Annotated in this window: 20 protein-coding genes; 5 read left to right on the top strand and 15 right to left on the bottom strand. The window is 68.4% G+C overall.

The features are described 5' to 3' along the window. Positions 1-8: 8 nt before the first annotated feature. The gene (locus ACFVDI_RS07365; RefSeq protein ID WP_378902262.1) at positions 9-785 is read right to left on the bottom strand and encodes an NPP1 family protein; all 777 of its coding nucleotides are present in this window, start codon (positions 783-785) and stop codon (positions 9-11) included. A gap of 136 nt (positions 786-921) precedes the next feature. Here ACFVDI_RS07365 and ACFVDI_RS07360 point away from each other — a divergent pair, with 136 nt between their 5' ends. Further along, positions 922-1,368 (top strand): hypothetical protein, encoded by a 447-nt coding sequence (locus ACFVDI_RS07360; RefSeq protein WP_378902259.1) that lies wholly within the window; start codon positions 922-924, stop codon positions 1,366-1,368. Here ACFVDI_RS07360 and ACFVDI_RS07355 read toward each other — a convergent pair. The 9 genes from ACFVDI_RS07355 to ACFVDI_RS07315 all read right to left on the bottom strand — a co-directional run bounded on the left by ACFVDI_RS07355 (position 1,362) and on the right by ACFVDI_RS07315 (position 6,323). Continuing rightward, positions 1,362-1,808 carry a hypothetical protein gene (locus ACFVDI_RS07355; RefSeq protein ID WP_378902256.1) on the bottom strand — a complete coding sequence of 149 codons (447 nt, stop codon included), beginning with the start codon at positions 1,806-1,808 and terminating at the stop codon, positions 1,362-1,364. The two genes, ACFVDI_RS07360 and ACFVDI_RS07355, sit on opposite strands and share 7 nt — an antisense overlap. After that, positions 1,805-2,230 carry a hypothetical protein gene (locus ACFVDI_RS07350; protein WP_378902253.1) on the bottom strand — a complete coding sequence of 142 codons (426 nt, stop codon included), beginning with the start codon at positions 2,228-2,230 and terminating at the stop codon, positions 1,805-1,807. The genes ACFVDI_RS07355 and ACFVDI_RS07350 overlap by 4 nt, the downstream gene beginning before the upstream one ends. Before the next feature lie 2 nt (positions 2,231-2,232). Continuing rightward, a complete protein-coding gene (locus ACFVDI_RS07345; RefSeq protein ID WP_378902250.1) occupies positions 2,233-2,589 on the bottom strand; it encodes a hypothetical protein in 357 nt (118 codons plus the stop codon). A 7-nt stretch (positions 2,590-2,596) separates the two neighbouring features. Further along, on the bottom strand, positions 2,597-3,799 hold the full coding sequence (locus ACFVDI_RS07340) for a WXG100 family type VII secretion target (RefSeq protein WP_378902247.1): 1,203 nt from the start codon (positions 3,797-3,799) through the stop codon (positions 2,597-2,599). Beyond that, positions 3,799-4,101, bottom strand: coding sequence for a hypothetical protein (locus ACFVDI_RS07335; protein ID WP_378902244.1), 303 nt, complete (start codon positions 4,099-4,101; stop codon positions 3,799-3,801). Before ACFVDI_RS07335 ends, ACFVDI_RS07340 begins: the two co-directional genes overlap by 1 nt. 77 nt (positions 4,102-4,178) lie before the next feature. Next, entirely contained in the window at positions 4,179-4,337 is a 159-nt protein-coding gene (locus ACFVDI_RS07330) for a hypothetical protein (RefSeq protein WP_378902241.1), read from the bottom strand. Between the two features lie 72 nt (positions 4,338-4,409). After that, a complete protein-coding gene (locus ACFVDI_RS07325) occupies positions 4,410-5,552 on the bottom strand; it encodes a hypothetical protein (RefSeq protein ID WP_378902238.1) in 1,143 nt (380 codons plus the stop codon). 104 nt (positions 5,553-5,656) lie between these two features. Further along, positions 5,657-5,917 carry a metal-sensitive transcriptional regulator gene (locus ACFVDI_RS07320; RefSeq protein ID WP_378815673.1) on the bottom strand — a complete coding sequence of 87 codons (261 nt, stop codon included), beginning with the start codon at positions 5,915-5,917 and terminating at the stop codon, positions 5,657-5,659. Between the two features lie 7 nt (positions 5,918-5,924). Next, a complete protein-coding gene (locus ACFVDI_RS07315) occupies positions 5,925-6,323 on the bottom strand; it encodes a DUF302 domain-containing protein (RefSeq protein ID WP_378902235.1) in 399 nt (132 codons plus the stop codon). A gap of 100 nt (positions 6,324-6,423) precedes the next feature. Here ACFVDI_RS07315 and ACFVDI_RS07310 point away from each other — a divergent pair, with 100 nt between their 5' ends. Then, positions 6,424-8,583, top strand: a complete 2,160-nt coding sequence (locus tag ACFVDI_RS07310) for an MMPL family transporter (protein ID WP_378902232.1) — start codon at positions 6,424-6,426, stop codon at positions 8,581-8,583. Positions 8,584-8,616: 33 nt separating this feature from the next. Then, positions 8,617-8,787 (top strand): hypothetical protein, encoded by a 171-nt coding sequence (locus ACFVDI_RS07305; RefSeq protein ID WP_378902229.1) that lies wholly within the window; start codon positions 8,617-8,619, stop codon positions 8,785-8,787. A gap of 23 nt (positions 8,788-8,810) precedes the next feature. Here ACFVDI_RS07305 and ACFVDI_RS07300 read toward each other — a convergent pair whose 3' ends face one another. Further along, the gene (locus tag ACFVDI_RS07300) at positions 8,811-9,458 is read right to left on the bottom strand and encodes a hypothetical protein (RefSeq protein ID WP_378902226.1); all 648 of its coding nucleotides are present in this window, start codon (positions 9,456-9,458) and stop codon (positions 8,811-8,813) included. Continuing rightward, positions 9,458-9,736 (bottom strand): SHOCT domain-containing protein, encoded by a 279-nt coding sequence (locus tag ACFVDI_RS07295; protein ID WP_378902223.1) that lies wholly within the window; start codon positions 9,734-9,736, stop codon positions 9,458-9,460. The genes ACFVDI_RS07300 and ACFVDI_RS07295 overlap by 1 nt, the downstream gene beginning before the upstream one ends. 179 nt (positions 9,737-9,915) lie before the next feature. Between ACFVDI_RS07295 and ACFVDI_RS07290 the strand changes: the two genes are divergently transcribed. Next, positions 9,916-10,743 (top strand): PIG-L deacetylase family protein, encoded by an 828-nt coding sequence (locus ACFVDI_RS07290; protein WP_378902220.1) that lies wholly within the window; start codon positions 9,916-9,918, stop codon positions 10,741-10,743. A 16-nt stretch (positions 10,744-10,759) separates the two neighbouring features. On the opposite strand, the gene ACFVDI_RS07285 is transcribed toward ACFVDI_RS07290, so the two are convergent. From ACFVDI_RS07285 to nrdR, 3 genes are all read right to left on the bottom strand, one after another. After that, positions 10,760-11,116 (bottom strand): HIT domain-containing protein, encoded by a 357-nt coding sequence (locus tag ACFVDI_RS07285; protein ID WP_378902217.1) that lies wholly within the window; start codon positions 11,114-11,116, stop codon positions 10,760-10,762. An 81-nt stretch (positions 11,117-11,197) separates the two neighbouring features. Beyond that, the gene (locus tag ACFVDI_RS07280) at positions 11,198-14,128 is read right to left on the bottom strand and encodes a vitamin B12-dependent ribonucleotide reductase (RefSeq protein ID WP_378902214.1); all 2,931 of its coding nucleotides are present in this window, start codon (positions 14,126-14,128) and stop codon (positions 11,198-11,200) included. Between the two features lie 182 nt (positions 14,129-14,310). Next, a complete protein-coding gene (gene nrdR / locus ACFVDI_RS07275) occupies positions 14,311-14,811 on the bottom strand; it encodes a transcriptional regulator NrdR (RefSeq protein WP_045546759.1) in 501 nt (166 codons plus the stop codon). 398 nt (positions 14,812-15,209) lie between these two features. On the opposite strand from nrdR, the gene ACFVDI_RS07270 reads away from it, so the two are divergent. Beyond that, positions 15,210-16,091, top strand: coding sequence for a hypothetical protein (locus ACFVDI_RS07270; RefSeq protein WP_378902210.1), 882 nt, complete (start codon positions 15,210-15,212; stop codon positions 16,089-16,091). Positions 16,092-16,170 lie beyond the last annotated feature (79 nt).

The following is a 16,170-nucleotide window of genomic DNA, read 5'->3' as shown; positions in this document are numbered from 1 at the left end:
GCGTACGGTCAGGCGTACGGGTCGAGAGTGACCGCGGCCGGCTTCCCGGCAGCCAGCGTTCCGCCGAAGCGGGCGTCGGTCAGCTTGAAGGTGGCCGCACCGAAGTCGGCCGCGACCAGGCGGTCCCGGATGCCGGCCGGGTAGTTGTCCCAGCCGACCAGGCCCTTGACCTGCCAGACGCCTTCATGGTTCTCGGGCGGCTCGTCTCCGCCACCGGTCTTGGGGAAGCGGAAGCAGTGGGTGCTGCCACCGTCCTTGTGATAGACGGCCTTGGGGTGCGTACCGCCCTCGAACTGCAGCTCCGACTCGGACTTGATCGCGTAGCTGGAGTGCTGGGAGACGGACATGTAGCGCGCGTGACCGTCCTGGACCCACACGATGATGTGCTCCCAGTCGTGCCGGTGGCCCGCCGAGCCGGGTCCCCAGGAGACCTGGTCCTTCTCGAAGTAGTAGCCGTAGAGGTACGCGCACCAGCCGTTGTTGCACTTCGAGCGGGAGTAGACGTTGGTGTTCTGCAGGTCCGAGAGGTCGCGGCACTGGCCGTTGACCGTGCCGCCCATCGCGAGGCCACCGTTGAGCGTGCCGTCCGGGCCGATCGCCGGGGTGTTGTAGCAGCCGTCGGTGTCGAAGTCGAGCGCCGGCTGCCAGGTGCGATCGCCCTCGGGGGCGGACGCCGGCAGCGCCGGCGGCGGAGCTGCCCAGGCGGCGGCCGGAACGATGGAGAGAAGTGCGGCGAGCGGAAGCGCGAGGGCGAGCTTGCGCGTGAGTCGTCTCCCGAGAGTCATGTGGGGTCCCTTGTCTGTGGGGCTGTGGGGGTGGACAGATGCAACCAGTGCCGCAATCGCGTGACAACCCTTTGTGCGTGAACGCGCCGGTAACGCTGCTCACCGGTGCGTTACTTGGCCCTGGTTGGATGGACGGGTGGACGCAACGCAGTGGCAGGAACGGATCACGTCCGAGCTCGCCGGCCTCGGGCAGCAGGAGTTCGTGATCATCGGCGAGCCCGAGCCTCCGGTGCCGGAGCCGACCGGGTTCCTGGCTCGGCTCAGGTCGAAGGCATCACGATCGGCCGCTCCGTCGCGCTGGGGACAGGTGCTGTGCGTGGACGAGATGCTCTCCGCCGAGTTCGCAGGTACGCAGCACATCGGTGGCACCTGGGAGGCATCCCCCGAGCAGCACGAGGCGCTTCGCACGGCCGGCTGGCTGACCCCTGACGAGACCGACCCGATCGCACCGGCGCCTGAGGTGCCGCACTACTGGCGCACCGTCCCCCAGGCCGACGCAGCACTCGTCGCCGGCCTCCTCGTCGACGCCTTCCGCATCCTCGGAACCGACCTCGCGACCCTCACGCTCCGCCGGGATCAGTAGGCGCCGAGCTGCTGGCACAGCAGCCGGTAGAAGCCGGTGTTGGTGATCGGGGTGAGCGTGTCCTCAAGCGCGAGATGGAGACCGTCGGGACCGTTGATGCCGGCGAGCTGCCACTCGCCGACCGTGATGGACCAGGCGGTGCGGGCTCCGAGCTCATTCAGGGCCTCGTCGCGAGAGCCCTGGTCATCGCCCAGCAGCACGGCCATCCGGGCGGTCGGGAACGCGCGCACCGATCCGGCCGCGCCCTTGACCGGACGGATCTTCAGGGTGCGGACCAGGCTCGGGACGAGGTGGCCGCGCGGGACGCCGAGGTGCTGCGTACGCGTGCCGTCGAGGGCGAGCCGGAGGTGGATTCCCGCAGGGTCGACCGCGGCACGGTGCTCCAGCCGCCCGCCCGGTCCGGCGAGGACCCAGACGACCTCGGTCGACGCGGCGCTCATGCCGGGACCCAGGTCGCGGCGGTGGCGTCGAGCAGGGTGGCCCAGGCCGCATAGTCGCTGGTCGGCACAGTCGCGGTCAGGGTGTGACCGACACCGTCGATCGCCACGAACCACTGCTCCATGGTCAGCGCGGAGCCACCCGGTCCGTCATACATCGCCAGCCGCCGCCCCGCCTCCTGCCCGGCGATCGTGAGGCGCTCGAGGTCGATCGGCGTGTAGCCCGGCATCATCTGGACGAAGGCCATCTCGGAACCGACCTGCCAGTCGCGGAACCCCAGGTCCCCGTTGGTCTGGGCGGTCACCGTGATGTTGGCGCGGAACGTGCCGTCGGCTGGCGCGAGCGCCAGGAAACGTACGCCCTCGGGTGGGTCGACGCTCTCCCAGCCGTCCGGTAGAACCAGGGTCGTCTGAGTCTCGGACACGGTCACTTCTTCCCCGCGGTGCGCTTCTTCGGACGCGACTCGCGATACCACTTCGGCTTGATGAACGACGGGGTGGGCAGGACGACGAGCAGCGGGTAGACGACGCAGGTCAGCAGGAAGAGCCCACCGGTGATCGTCCACGCCGCGGTCTGCTCCGGCACCAGCCCGAAGGCCGTCGAGCCGGTGATCGCCAGCGCGGAGATGCAGGGCAGATGGATGAGCACGACGTCCTCGCCCACACCGCCCCGGTTCCACGCGTTCGCCCAGGAACGGGCTCGGGCCGAGAGCCCGAGATGTTGCCAGATGCTGACGCCGGCGCCGATGACGCCGGCGGCCAGGATGAGTGCGGCCCAGATCATGGTGGTCCTAGTCCCAGAAGGTGATGGCGTCGCCGACATCGGAGGCTACCTCGCCGGCGCCCTCCGCGAAGTCGCTGACCCCGTCGACGACGGCCTCGCCCAGCTCACCGGCCTCGTCGACCACGAAGTCGGCAGCCTTGCCGGCGAGCCCGGAGCCGATCGCGCCACCGATCACACCACCCACGACGCCACCGATGACCGTGCCCGGGCCGGGGAAGACGCTGCCGATCGCCGCGCCGGCCTGTGCCCCGGCCCAGGCGCCACCCGCGGCACCCGCGGTCGTGATCGCGGACGTGCTCACCGTGCGGCTCACCCGCTCCGTGGTGGACAGCGACGGGTCGTCGGCGTCCTTCTGCCACTGCTCCCACGCCGAGGTCCCGGCGGTGACCACCCAACCGGCGCGGGTGGCCCACTTGCCCGCGGTCAGCCACTTGCCGCGTACGGCTGCCTTGTTGGCCTTCGCGTGCCAGTTCTTGTCGCTGAGCACCTTCGCAGCACGTTCGAGCTTGGTCAGGCTCGCCGGGCTGGCGAACCGGCCGTTCACCCGCGGCTGGAACGTCCCGTAGCGGCTCTTCACCATCCAGTCGACGCCGGCACCGGCTCCGAGACCCGCCAACCCCAAGGCGTACGCACCGATCTGCATGCCGTCGGAGAAGTCCTTCGGCAGCAGGCCCAGGTCCTCGAGGCGGTCCTCGATCCAGCCGTCACCGGTGGACTTCGAGATCGCCTTGCCGAGGTCCTCGTGAGCGTTGTCCTCGTCCTTGCGAGCCGTCTCGACCCGGCTGACCAGGTCGTTCCACTTCTCGACCTTGGTGTTGTGGGCGTCGACGTCGCTCTCGGACGCATCGTCGCCGGGGTCGGTCGGCGGCGAGATCATGGTGCCGCTGACCGTGAGCCCCGCGCCGCTGGCCTCGGCGCGGATCGTGGACATCTTGCTCTCGACCGCCGTCAGGTCGCCCGAGAAGGTCGTGAGTCCCTTGCCCATGGCCTCGATGCGCGACTCGAGCTGACGCAGGTCGCTCTTGCGCTTCTCCGCCTTCGACTCGAAGGCGGCGCCGGCCTGGCCTTTCCACGAGCCGGCGGTCTTGATCGCCTTACCGAGATCGTCGAGGGCGTCCCCGACGGCGTCCTTGGCGGTCGTGCAGGCATCCGCCGCCGTCTGCGCCGCCGACGCGTCACCGTAGACCTTCGTGTCCATCGCTTCCGGCATCAGTTGCCCCTCACCCTCTGCTCGTGGCGCCGGCCCGCTTCGCCGGCGGCATCATCGGACGTGGTTGCGTGATCGAGGGCGTTCTGCACACTGTCACCGAGCTTTCCGAGACCCTGGGACATCCCACCGACCGCCGCCGCCAGCGACGCGAGCGCGGTCGCGACCTCCGAGGACGACTCCCCGACGTCAGGGGTCTTCTGCAGCGGCTCGGCCTGCTTGAAGAGGTCACCACCGGCGGTGTCGAGCGTGTTCTTGATGGACCTGAGATCGTCGGGATTGACGTGCATGTCGTCGTCGGGCATGCCCTTGTCCTACCCGCTCTCGTGGATTTCAAACACGGACGAAAGTAAAAAGCCCTATAAGCCGGCGCCGGCCGGGGTCAGGTCCTCTCGCCCTCGACGATCTTGCGTGAGAGCACCGCGAGCGCCCCGTCGAGCGCAGCGAGCAGCATGCCGAGCATGCACGGTTCCGAAGATGGATTGATCCTGCGCCGGCTCAGCTGAGGCTCGGTGCCCGATGCCGCCTGCAGTGCTGCCATTGCGACCCCTACGGTCTTGACTGGATTCAACTAGGTCAAATTCCAGATTCAGGCGAGGGACCGCGCGGGGTGTCAGGCGGCCTCCTCATGGTGGTCGACGAGGTCGTGGATGAGGCTCGCCGCCGGCTCGTGGACGAACTCGGCGAAACCGACGAGGGCCGCGCGCCCCTCAGGGTGCAGCCCGGCGCGAAGCGCGTTGATCGTCTCCGGACGGACCAGCCAGGCGGCGAGGCAAGCCGGGTAGTCGGCGGGGTGGGTGAACAGCTCGGCGAGCTCTTCGTCATCGGGGTCGTGGAACGCGCGCAGGCCCGCGTCCATGGCGAGATCGACCAGAGCGTGAGGGATGTCGGTGAGCAGTCCGTAGTCCCGCAGCCCTCGGCGGACCCAGATCTCGTCCGGACCCTGGGCGCAGGCGTCCCGCAGCGTCTCGGTCCATCTGTCGGGCTCGTCGGCCACTGCGTACGCCACCTCGTCCGGGACCCGTAACGGCGCCGTCTCGAACATCGACCCGCTCTCCAGCGGCACGATCCTGCCGATCGCGCATTCGCCGTCCTCGACGAGGAAGCCGGCTCCGATGTTGATCGTGCGCACCTGCTCCCCGGTCTCGGGGTCCTCCCACAACAGGTGCCTCGGCTCCCGTTCCAGAAGTCGCACACCGCGCATCGGTGCCCGTGCCCACTCCCAGATCCGGTCCGCGCCGGCGATCAGCGCGCCGGAGGCGTTGTGACGCAGGAACGCCTCGAGCCCGCCGAGGTCGTAGAGGAACGACTGGCGATAGACCCAGTCGCGATCCATGACCCGGATCCGGTCGTCCTCCCGGTCACGCACGGGGTCGGGACCGCCTCTGACGTCGAGCGCGACGTTGATCGCCTTCGCCATCCGCCACTGGTTGCGCGGATGGGTCCCCTGCATCGCCTGCGCGACGATCCACCGCGAGTGCGCCCACCGCGGCAGGAGCATCTCGAGCAGCCGGATCTGCTCCAGCCGCTCGAGCCGCGAGGGGTGCCAGAACTGCTCGTCGTCGAGCTGGCGAGCGGTCTTGCGGACGATCTCCAGCGCCGCCTTGACGTCTCCACGGGACTCGGCATCGTTCACCGCGAACATCGCCGGCCAGTAGGGACTGCCGACGACCTTCTCGGCGAACGAACGCCGCCGCGGATCGCCGAATCTGTTCGGCGGTCGAGGCGATCTGTCGTGCTTCCTTGGTTTGGGCATGGCCCCAGCAGAACCCGGATCTCGCCGCTCCGCCACCCGTGTTCGGGCGCCTGTGGAAAACCCGGTGCCGAACGCCGCCTGTGGACGGCAACCGGCCCGGCAGCTCAGGCCAGCGCGAGGAAGAGCTTCTCCATCTTCTTCGTGTCCACGCTGTCGCGACCACCGTCCGCCAGGCACTTCTCCAGCCCGGTGGCGACCAGCGCGTACCCACCTCGGCTGACCGCCTTGTTCACCGCCGCGAGCTGGGTGAGCGCGTCCTCGCACTCCGAGCCCTCCTCGAGCATCCGGATCACCGAGGCGAGGTGTCCGTTGGCGCGCTTGAGTCGGGTGATGACGGCCTTGATCTCGTCAGGCTCGAGCTGCATCGTCGTCCTACTTCTTTCCCGTGAGTGCATCCAGCATGCCGGTGAGGCGCTGGCGCGCGTCCGCCGCGACCTCGGCGACACCGGCGTCGGGGCTGAACGAGGTCATCGCGGCCGGGTCGAAGATCTCGACCCGGGTCCCCTCACCCTCGGCCGCGACCACGACGTTGCACGGCAGCATGGTCGCGATCCGCGGGTCTGCCTCGAGCGCGCGGTGGGCGAGCTGAGGCATGCAGGCTCCGAGGATCACCTGCTGCGGAACCTCGACACCGAGCTTGGCCCGCAGGGTGGCGGTCAGGTCGATCTCGGTGAGCACGCCGAACCCGGCCTCGCCGAGGAGCTCTCGTACGCGCACAAAGGTCTCCGCGTACGACGCGGGGACGGTGGCGCTCAAAGTGAAGCTGGTCATCGGTTCTCCCTTTCGTCTCCGTGGATTCTACAACCCCCCGGGGGGTTATGCTACCGTCGTCGCATCCCCCCAGGGGGTTAGTTCTCGAGAGGAAGCACGAATGCCACAGACGACGTACGCCGCTGGCCCGCCGGCGACCACGCCACTCACCCGACCCGGCCCGCTGGGTCGACTGGGAGTGTGGGTGATCGATCACCGACGTCTGGTCGCCGTCGGCTGGGTGCTCCTGGTGATCGGACTGGGCGTCTTCGCTCCCGCGGTGGAGAAGAACCTCTCCGGGGCCGGTTGGCAGGCCGACGGCTCAGAGTCTGTGGCCGTCCGCGAGCTCGCGCAGGAACACTTCGGCGGCAACGCCAGCCACGCGATCCAGGTGGTCGTCCACAGCACCGACGGCTCGCTCCAGGACGGTGAGGGTCAGCAGGTGCTGGCAGAGGTGACCCAGATCCTCGACGACGAGCCACGGCTGGACGAGGTGATCGCTCCGATGCCCGGGGCGAGCCTGTCCCAGGACGGCGCCACAGCGGTGGTGCTGGCCGGTGCCGGTGTTGACACCAACGAGATGGTGCGCGTCGCCACCGATCTCAAGGAAGAGCTCCAGGCTCTTTCCACCGACACCGTGCAGGTCAATCCCACGGGCTCGTCGCTGCTGTGGTCGGACTTCAACGAGGCCAACCTGGAGGCAATGCTCACCTCGGAGATGATGTCGTGGCCCGTCACTCTCGCGATCCTCGTACTCGCCTTCGGGGCCTTGGTCGCTGCTGGCCTTCCGCTCGTCCTCACCCTCGCCGGCCTGGTCGCCTCCGCGGGCTCGCTCGTGCTGATCAACGAGCTGGTTCCGGTCTCGATCTGGGCGATGAACTTCGCGATGATGTTCTCTCTCGCACTGGGTATCGACTACGCACTCTTCCTCGTCGCCCGATACCGCGCTGCCCGGATGGGACACCACACTTCCGCGCGTGCGGCTATCGCCGAAACCATGGACACGGCGGGCAAGGCCGTTCTGCTCTCCGGCGTGACCGTGCTGGTCTCGCTGTCTGCGGTGATGCTGGTTCCCTCCCCCTCCTTCCGCTCCATGGCCGGAGGGATCATGCTCTCGGTCGTCTTCGTGCTCGCCGCGACGCTGACATTGCTCCCCCTCGTCCTCGTCGCCCTCGACCAGAAGATCAACAAGTTCTCGCTGCCCTGGGTGAAGGCCGGGGAGCACCGTTCCCCCGTCTTCGCCTCCTGGGGCGAACGACTGTGGCGACGCCCCGCTGTCTGGGGTCTGGGCTCGTTGATCGTGCTGATCGTGCTGGCCGCCCCCATCCTGGGTCTCGAGACAGCGATGCCTTCGATCAAGGTGCTCCCCGAGGACTCCAGCGCGAGGGTCGGCTACGACCAGGTCCAGGACGCCTTCGGCGAGGGTGCCCCAGGCATGCTCCAGGTCGTCGTCGACAAGCGGGACGCCGAGGCCGCATCGCAGATCCTGACCGACGACGACGGCATCGAGGCCGTCATGCCCGCGGCCCCGGCCTCGGACGGCACCGACTACAGCCTGATCCAGGCGGTGCCGACGGTCGACCCGTCCGATCCCGACCTCGCCGCGAGCATCGACCGTCTCCGCACCGACCTGCCGGACTCTGCCCTGGTCGGTGGCGCAGCAGTCGAGAACATCGACCTGAAGACCCAACTCGATACGACGACCCCGCTGGTGATCGGCGTCGTCCTGGTGCTCGGCTTCCTGCTGCTGCTCGTGGCCTTGCAGGCGCCCCTGATCTCGCTGCTCGGCACCCTGGTCAGTCTGTTGTCGACAGCCGCCGCGTTCGGCGTCGCTCGCCTGATCTTCCAGGACGGACACGGCTCCGGGTTCCTCGGATTCGAGCCACAAGGCTTCCTGGACGCGTGGGCGCCGGTCTTCTTCTTCGCGATGATCTTCGCGATCGCGATGGACTACACCGTCTTCTTGCTCGCCTCCGCGAAGGAGCACTGGGAGAAGTCAGGCGACCCGCACGAGGCCATGGTTGGCGCGGTCGCGCACTCCGGGCGGGTCATCTTCGCCGCCGGCGGCGTGATGGTCGCGGTGTTCTTCACCTTCGCCCTCTCGGGCCCGCTACCCCCCAAGGAGATGGGCGTCATCCTCGGCGTCGCCGTCCTGCTCGACGCCTTCCTGGTCCGGCTCGTGCTACTTCCGGTCATGCTCCGAGTCGCCGGCCGCGCCGCCTGGGCCACCCCGGCCTGGCTGCGCCGCGTACTGCCCAACATCACGTTCTCCCACAGCTGAACCACCCGAACCACAGAAGAGGAACCGAACAGAATGTGTCGCCCCGTCCGCTGCAAGAAGTGCAAGAAGACCACCTGGGCCGGCTGTGGCCGCCACGTCGCCGCCATCAAAGCCTCCGTGCCCACCGGGCAGTGGTGCCCGGGACACTCCGCCGACCCCAAGGACCCGAACGGCACCTGGCTCGCCCGCATCCTCGGCCGCTGACCGAACCGCAGGAGCCCGCGTGGCTATTCGCCCTCGGACATCTCCTCGAACTCCCCGTGCCAGCTGTGATACCAGACGGCACCCGTGACGGCGTTCACCGAGAGCATCCCCTTGATGTCGCCATCCCGGAGCGTGTGCAGCGTGTAGTAGCCGGGGAAGGCTTCGGGTTCGGCGACGGCGAGCCCGCCGTGGTCGTCGGCCCACGCCTGCGCGACAGACCGGGCCTGCTCGGCGCTGAGCCGGGCGCGGGTGCCGGGTCGGGCCATCATCCCGTAGCGGGTGTTCCACATCATGGCCGGCCCGAACTCGAGCTGCACGGCCCCGGTCGACGGATCGACCAGCACCTCGGTGGCCTTGGCCCCGTCGGACTCCTCGAGCTCGGCGTAGTAGTTGTTCTCGAACCGCATGACCTCACCTACGCGCAGCCCGGGCCCCAGCGTCTCGGCGAAGTCCTCGGCTCGGTCTCGTGCCTCGGCGAGGTCGTCCACCGGATCGCGTTCGCCGCCCGGCCGCCACGACTCGGCCGAGCCGCCCATCATCGGCATGCCCGTCCCACCCCAGGGGCCGAACCCTCGGCCGTCATCGTCGTCCTGGGTGACCAGCCAGGCGCCGGAGCCGAGCATCGCGAGCAGAGCGACCAGCGGAATCCACAGGCTCTTGAGCGTACGCATCACCGGGGCTCGGTCCGCGCGGTCCTCGACGAGCGCAGCGTGGCGAGCATCGACCGATAGGTCTCCTCGTCCAGCTCCCCGGCGGCGAAGCGCCGGTCCAAGATGTCCTCGGCGCTCTCCGCGGGTGCTCCGCCCCGTCGTGGCGTCGATTCACCCCAGGCACCCCCGGTCGGCAGCACGCGGGCGATGACCCAGATGACCAACGTGATCAACCCGACCCAGAAGATGGTCATGGCGATCCAGCCCACGGCCCCCATGCCGTATCCGTAACCCATCATTTGTCGACTCCTGTCCCTTCGAGCGAAGTCCGCCCTCACGCCGCGCTTCTCACTGTGATCGTCACGCGCCGGTCGTCGTCGTCACAGGGACGAAGGCCACACGCCGGAGGGCCAGAAGACCAGTGTCTGGACTCTCACCTCCACATATGCCTCCACGCCGGTGCCCGTAGCGTGTGGGCATGTTCAGCGGCCAGGGGTTCGACCAAGCCGTGGTGCTCGTCGTGCATGCTCACCCAGACGACGAGGTGTTCGCCACCGGAGCTGCGACGGTCGCCGCCAAGGCCTCGGGGATGCGGACCCATCTGCGCCTCTTCACCGGTGGCGAGGGCCGTCAAAGCCCGCTGACCCCGGCCGGCCTTGCGGCCGCGCGCCGAGCCAAGGAGGCTCGGCTCGCAGCATCAGCCGAGCTGCTCGGGATCGACACCTGGGGCTACCTGACCGAGCCCGGACGCTGGACGGACACGCCGCACTCAGCGGCGCAGACCATCGGCGCGGCCGACACCACCGACCTCGCCGCTCGTGTCAGGACCGCACTCGAAGCAATCCGACCTGACATCGTCCTCACCGTCGGACCGGACGGACTGACCGGACACCCCGACCACATCGCCTGCCACGACGCGGTCGCTCACGCCTTGGCAACGGCGGCCCACCGCCCGCGCGTCGCCCTCGGCGCGGTCCTTGACCATCGATCCGTCAGGGCAGCCACCGAGACCGCACTGATGGTCGCCGGCCGCCCGATCGGATCCGGGCGGGTCACCGGGGTGGCCATCGACAGCTCGGCCCTCACCGTCACCGGCCCACCCGACACCGAAGCGCGGCGCAGGAGTGCCCTTGATGCGTACGTCCCAGGCCTAGGCTCTTCATCGGCGACGGACATCGACACCGAACTCACTGGCACGGGCGACTCGGTCCTGCTCCGCTTCGTCCTGGACACCGCCGGCTGGACCCGGGATCACTTCCTCCCCTTGCAACTTCCCCGACCAGGGAGTCCCGATGTCACCCAGTGACACCACGACTCCCACATCACCCCTGGTCACGACACCCACCGCTGTGGATGTGCACGTGCAGGTGCTTGGAGTCCTGGTAGGCACCCAGGTTCGTCAGCACCGCCGCGGCGCCGTGCTCGCGCTCCACGTCCCGGGCAACTGCCTGGACGACACCGAGGAGCTCACGCACGTCGGCCTCGTCCTCGGCACTCACAGTCGTGAGTGATCCGAGGTGGCGTTTCGGCACCACCACGACGTGCACGGCCCAGAACGGTCGCGTGTGGTGGAACGCCAGCACCCTTGCGCTGTCGTGCACCACATGAAGGCGGTCGGGACGAGGAATGGCGACATCGCAGTAGAAGTCGGTCCCGTCGTACCCGGCATCGGCGCTCACCCCAGCAACCCTAGAGCCAACAAGTGAGTCCGGTCCCGCACCCAGGAGTGGATGCGGGACCGGACTCAGTCACTCAACGAATCAGCTGCAACCAGAGGTCGAGCCGCAGCCCTCGCAGACGTAGCAGGAGCCGGCGGGGCGCATCTTGGTGCCGCAGGTGAAGCAGAGCGGGCTGTCGATGGCCATGCCGCTGATCGACTCGAGCAGCTCGGCGGTGGTGTGGGCGGCCGCCTTGGGGGCCTCCTGCGCAGCCGCCTCGGCAGGAGCCTCCTCCTTGACGTCGGCCTCGACGACCTCGGTCTTCGCCTCCACCTTGCGCTCCGGAGCCGGCTTCTGGACGAGCTCGGCGGCGGTGGTGCCGTTGCCGAGCTGCTCGTAGGAGCCGGTCTCGAGGTAGCGCTGACGCTCGTCGGCGGAGTAGATGCCGAGAGCCGAGCGGTCCTCGAAGGACATGTAGTCCAGCGCCAGCCGGCGGAAGACGTAGTCCATGAGCGACTGTGCCATGCGTACGTCCGGGTCGTCGGTCAGACCGGCGGGCTCGAACTTCAGGTTGGTGAACTTGGAGACGTAGGTCTCCAGGGGCACGCCGTACTGGAGGCCGACCGAGACGGCGATCGAGAAGGCGTCCATGACGCCGGCCAGGGTCGAGCCCTGCTTGCCTAGCTTGAGGAAGACCTCGCCGAGCTCGCCGTCGGCGTGCGCGCCGGAGGTCATGTAGCCCTCGGCGCCACCGACCGTGAAGGAGGTGGTGCGCGAGACGCGGGACTTCGGCAGGCGCTTGCGGGTCGGCGCGTAGACGATCTTCTCGATGATCTTCTCGACGACCTCGGGCTCGACCTCGGCCTCAGCCGCAACCTCGGCAGCAGCCGTGGAGAGACCCTGGTCCTTCTTGGCGTTCTCCGACTTGCCGTCGGCCAGCGGCTGGCCGACCTTGCAGTTGTCGCGGTAGATCGCGGTGGCCTTCAGACCCAGCTTCCACGACTCCATGTAGACCTGCTCGATGTCCTCGACGGTCGCCGACTCGGGCAGGTTGACGGTCTTGGAGATCGCGCCGGAGAGGAACGGCTGGGTAGCCGCCATCATGCGTACGTGGCCCATCGGCTGCAGCGCACGCTTGCCCATCGCGGTGTCGAAGACCTCGTAGTGCTCCTGGCGCAGGCCGGGGGCGTCGACGACGTGGCCGTGCTCGGCGATGTAGGCGACGATCGCCTCGATCTGCTCGGCCTGGTAGCCCAGCTTGGTCAGCGCCCGCGGGATCACCTGGTTGACGATCTGCATCGAGCCGCCGCCGACGAGCTTCTTGAACTTGACCAGCGAGAAGTCCGGCTCGATGCCGGTGGTGTCGCAGTCCATCATGAAGCCGATGGTGCCGGTCGGCGCGAGCAGCGAGGCCTGGGCGTTGCGGAAGCCGTTGACCTTGCCGATCTCGACGACGTCGGACCACACCCGGGTCGCCGCGTCGATGATGTTGCGGTCGACCGGGTTGATCGAGCGGACCGCGTCGTTGGCGGCCTGGTGCTTGCGCATGACCCGCTGGTGGGCCTCGGCGTTGCGGGCGTAGCCGGCGTACGGACCGACGACGCCGGCCAGCTCGGCCGAACGCTTGTAGCCGGCACCGGTCATCAGCGAGGTGATGGCGGCAGCCATGGTCCGGCCGCCCTCGGAGTCGTAGCCGAGACCCATCGCCATCAGCAGGGCGCCGAGGTTGGCGTAGCCGATGCCGAGCTGGCGGTAGTCGCGGGTGGTCTCGCCGATCGCCTCGGTCGGGAAGTCGGCGAAGCAGATGGAGATGTCCATCGCGGTGAAGACGACCTCACAGGCCTGCTGGAAGCGGACCGCGTCGAAGGTGTCGTCGTCCTTGAGGAACTTCAGCAGGTTGAGCGACGCCAGGTTGCAGGAGGAGTTGTCCAGCGACATGTACTCCGAGCACGGGTTGGAGCCGGTGATCCGGCCCGTCTCCGGGTTGGTGTGCCAGTCGTTGATGGTGTCGTCGTACTGCAGACCCGGGTCGGCACACTCCCACGCGGCGACCGAGATCTTGCGGAACAGCTCGCGGGCGTCGATCTCCTCGATGACCTCACCGGTCGTACGCGCCCGGAGGCCGAACTTCTTGCCCTCCTCGACCGCGCGCATGAACTCGTCGGAGACGCGCACCGAGTTGTTGGCGTTCTGGTACTGCACGGACGAGATGTCCTTGCCGCCCAGGTCCATGTCGAAGCCGGCGTCGCGCAGCGCGCGGATCTTGTCCTCCTCGCGCGCCTTGGTCTCGACGAACTCCTCGATGTCGGGGTGGTCGACGTCGAGGACGACCATCTTCGCGGCGCGACGGGTGGCGCCACCGGACTTGATGGTGCCCGCGGACGCGTCGGCGCCGCGCATGAAGGAGACCGGGCCGGAGGCGGTGCCGCCGGAGGACTTCAGCAGCTCCTTGGAGGAGCGGATGCGGGAGAGGTTGAGACCGGCACCGGAGCCGCCCTTGAAGATCAGGCCCTCCTCCTTGTACCAGTTCAGGATCGAGTCCATGGAGTCGTCGACCGAGAGGATGAAACAGGCCGAGACCTGCTGGGGGGACTCGGTGCCGACGTTGAACCAGACCGGCGAGTTGAACGCGAAGTGCTGGTTGACCAGCAGCCAGGTGAGCTCGCGACCGAAGAGGTCGGCGTCGGCCTCGGAGGCGAAGTAGCCGTTCTCCTTGCCGGAGGCGACGTAGGTGTTCACGACCCGGTCGATCAGCTGCTTCAGGCTCTGCTCACGCTTGTCGGTGCCGAGGGCACCGCGGAAGTACTTGGTCGTCACGATCGTCGAGGCGTTGATCGACCAGAAGTCGGGGAACTCGACCCCGGTCTGCTCGAAGACGGTCTCACCCGTCTTCCAGTTCTTCTGGACGACGTCGCGTCGCTCCCAGGTGATCTCGTCGTAGGGGTGGACGCCCTCGGTGCTGAAGATCCGCTCGATCTTCAGCCCGGCGCCCGCCTTCGACGATGCCTGTGCCTCTGATGCCGTGTCTGTCATTTCGTTCCCCCTGTTGTCATCGATCGCTGTGCCGTACTGCTGGTCGGTGCTGATGGTGGAGTCTCCTGTGCGCCCGTTCGGGCTTCGTGCGTCGTGCTGTTGTCTTGCTGGATGGCCCGGACAGGTCGCTTCCCCACGGCCTGCCCGGGCCGGTCTGTGTGCCATCTCCCATGGCCGTGGGATCAGTCGGTGCCCACCGGGGCCTCGACCGGATGTTCTGCCTCGAAGTCCTGGACTTCCCGTTCCGTACGCAGCATCTGGATCTCGCGCTCGAAGTCGTCGGCCGAGCCGAAGGCCCGGTAGACGCTCGCGAAGCGCAGGTAGGCCACCTCGTCGAGCTCGCGCAGCGGCGCGAGGATCGCCAGCCCCACCTCGTGGCTGGGCACCTCAGCCAACCCCTGGCTCCGCAGCGCCTGCTCGACCTCCTGGCCGAGGCAGGCGAGCTGGTCCTCGGTGACCGGGCGGCCCTTGCACGCCTTGCGTACGCCGTGCACCGCCTTGTCGCGGCTGAACGGCTCCGCCGCGCCGGAGCGCTTGGCCACCATCAGCTGCATCTGCTCGACGGTCGTGAACCGCTTCCCACATTCCTGGCAGACCCGACGACGCCGGATCTGGCCGCCGTCCTCGGCCACGCGGGAGTCGAGAACCTTGGTGTCGCTGTGTCGGCAGAACGGACAGTGCACGGTCGAGCCCCTCTCGTGAAGCCTTGTGGATCCAGGCCGTCTCAGCGGCGGCCCGAGCCTGTGGAACCTGTGGAATTGAGCGTGAGTCCCTGTGGAACAACACCCCCGTCGCTGTGGGTCATCCACCTGTTCATGTGAACTAGATGTGGATAACTACAGCGGTGTAACTACTAGATGTAGTGGTAACCGTACGCCCGCCCCCCAGTCGATGCAAGCGAGCGCCGCGTTTCCCCGTGCGCCCGGCGTGTCGTCGGTCAAACACCGAAAGATTCCGGTTCAGCGGCGACGCGCTGGCCCAGATGGGTAAGAATGACCCCGTGACAAACATCTCCGGAGGAAATCGCGTCGGGTCGCGGAGAGGCACGCGCCCCAGAAGCGGTCCCCGGCCACCGTTCATCTTGCCTGCGATCGCGACGCTGGCATTCCTCGTCATCTGGGGAGTGCTGGTGTGGGTCGCCGTCGGTTTCGGGGCCGACGCACGAGGAGGCGATTCCGGCGCCTGGGTGAAGCTCGCCGTCGCGGCCGTCGTCGCAGTCGCCTGTCTCTTCCTGACCTTCACCTTCGCCGGGAAGGCCTGGCGGGCCCTCACCGGCTCCCCCACCCCACCGCCCGCCGACGACTACACCGGAAGCCACTCCAACGCCTACGTCGAGGAGCAGGACTACCCGGAGCAGCCATACGGCGACCAGACGACCTACATGGAGCAGGACTACTACGGCACCGGCTCCTACGGCTACGAGGACACCGGCTCCTACGGCCGGCACAGCTCCGACACCGGGAGCCAGGCTCCCTACGGTGACACCGGCAGCCGCTCGGCCTACACCGACACGGGCTCCCAGTCGCCCTACGGCTACACGAGCAGCTCCTCGGACTTCGGCAACACCGGGAGCCGGTCGGCCTACAGCACGCCGAGCTACCAGCCGCCGACGCCGCCGAGCACCCCGCCCTACTACACGAGCCCGCCGACCCCGGCCTCCACGCCGACCAGCTCCCCGGCGTACGGCTCGCAGGGCTACGGCACCGACAGCTACCCCACCCAGCAGGCCGGCTCCTCGCAGTATCAGTCCGGCGCCTACCAGGCTCCGGCCAGCTACGGCCAGACCGGCTCGAGGGCTCGACTGACCCAGGATCCGGCAGCGACGCAGGCGATGCCCACCCAACGACAGCCCCAGGAACCGCCCGCCGCTCAGCCGGACGACGAGTGGCCGCCGCGTCACAGCACCCGCAACAAGCAGTGGCCGCCGCCCGAGCCGGACACGCCCTACCGCGGGCGTCACTGACGACGACCGCCAGGACAGCGAGAGTGCTGCAGACGCTTCCCATCGTCTGCAGCACTCTCACATTTCCCCGGTTGCCGGC

The organism is Nocardioides sp. NPDC057767 (genome assembly GCF_042798275.1).
Lineage (GTDB): Bacteria > Actinomycetota > Actinomycetes > Propionibacteriales > Nocardioidaceae > Nocardioides.
This window is presented reverse-complemented; position numbering and strand designations above follow the sequence as displayed.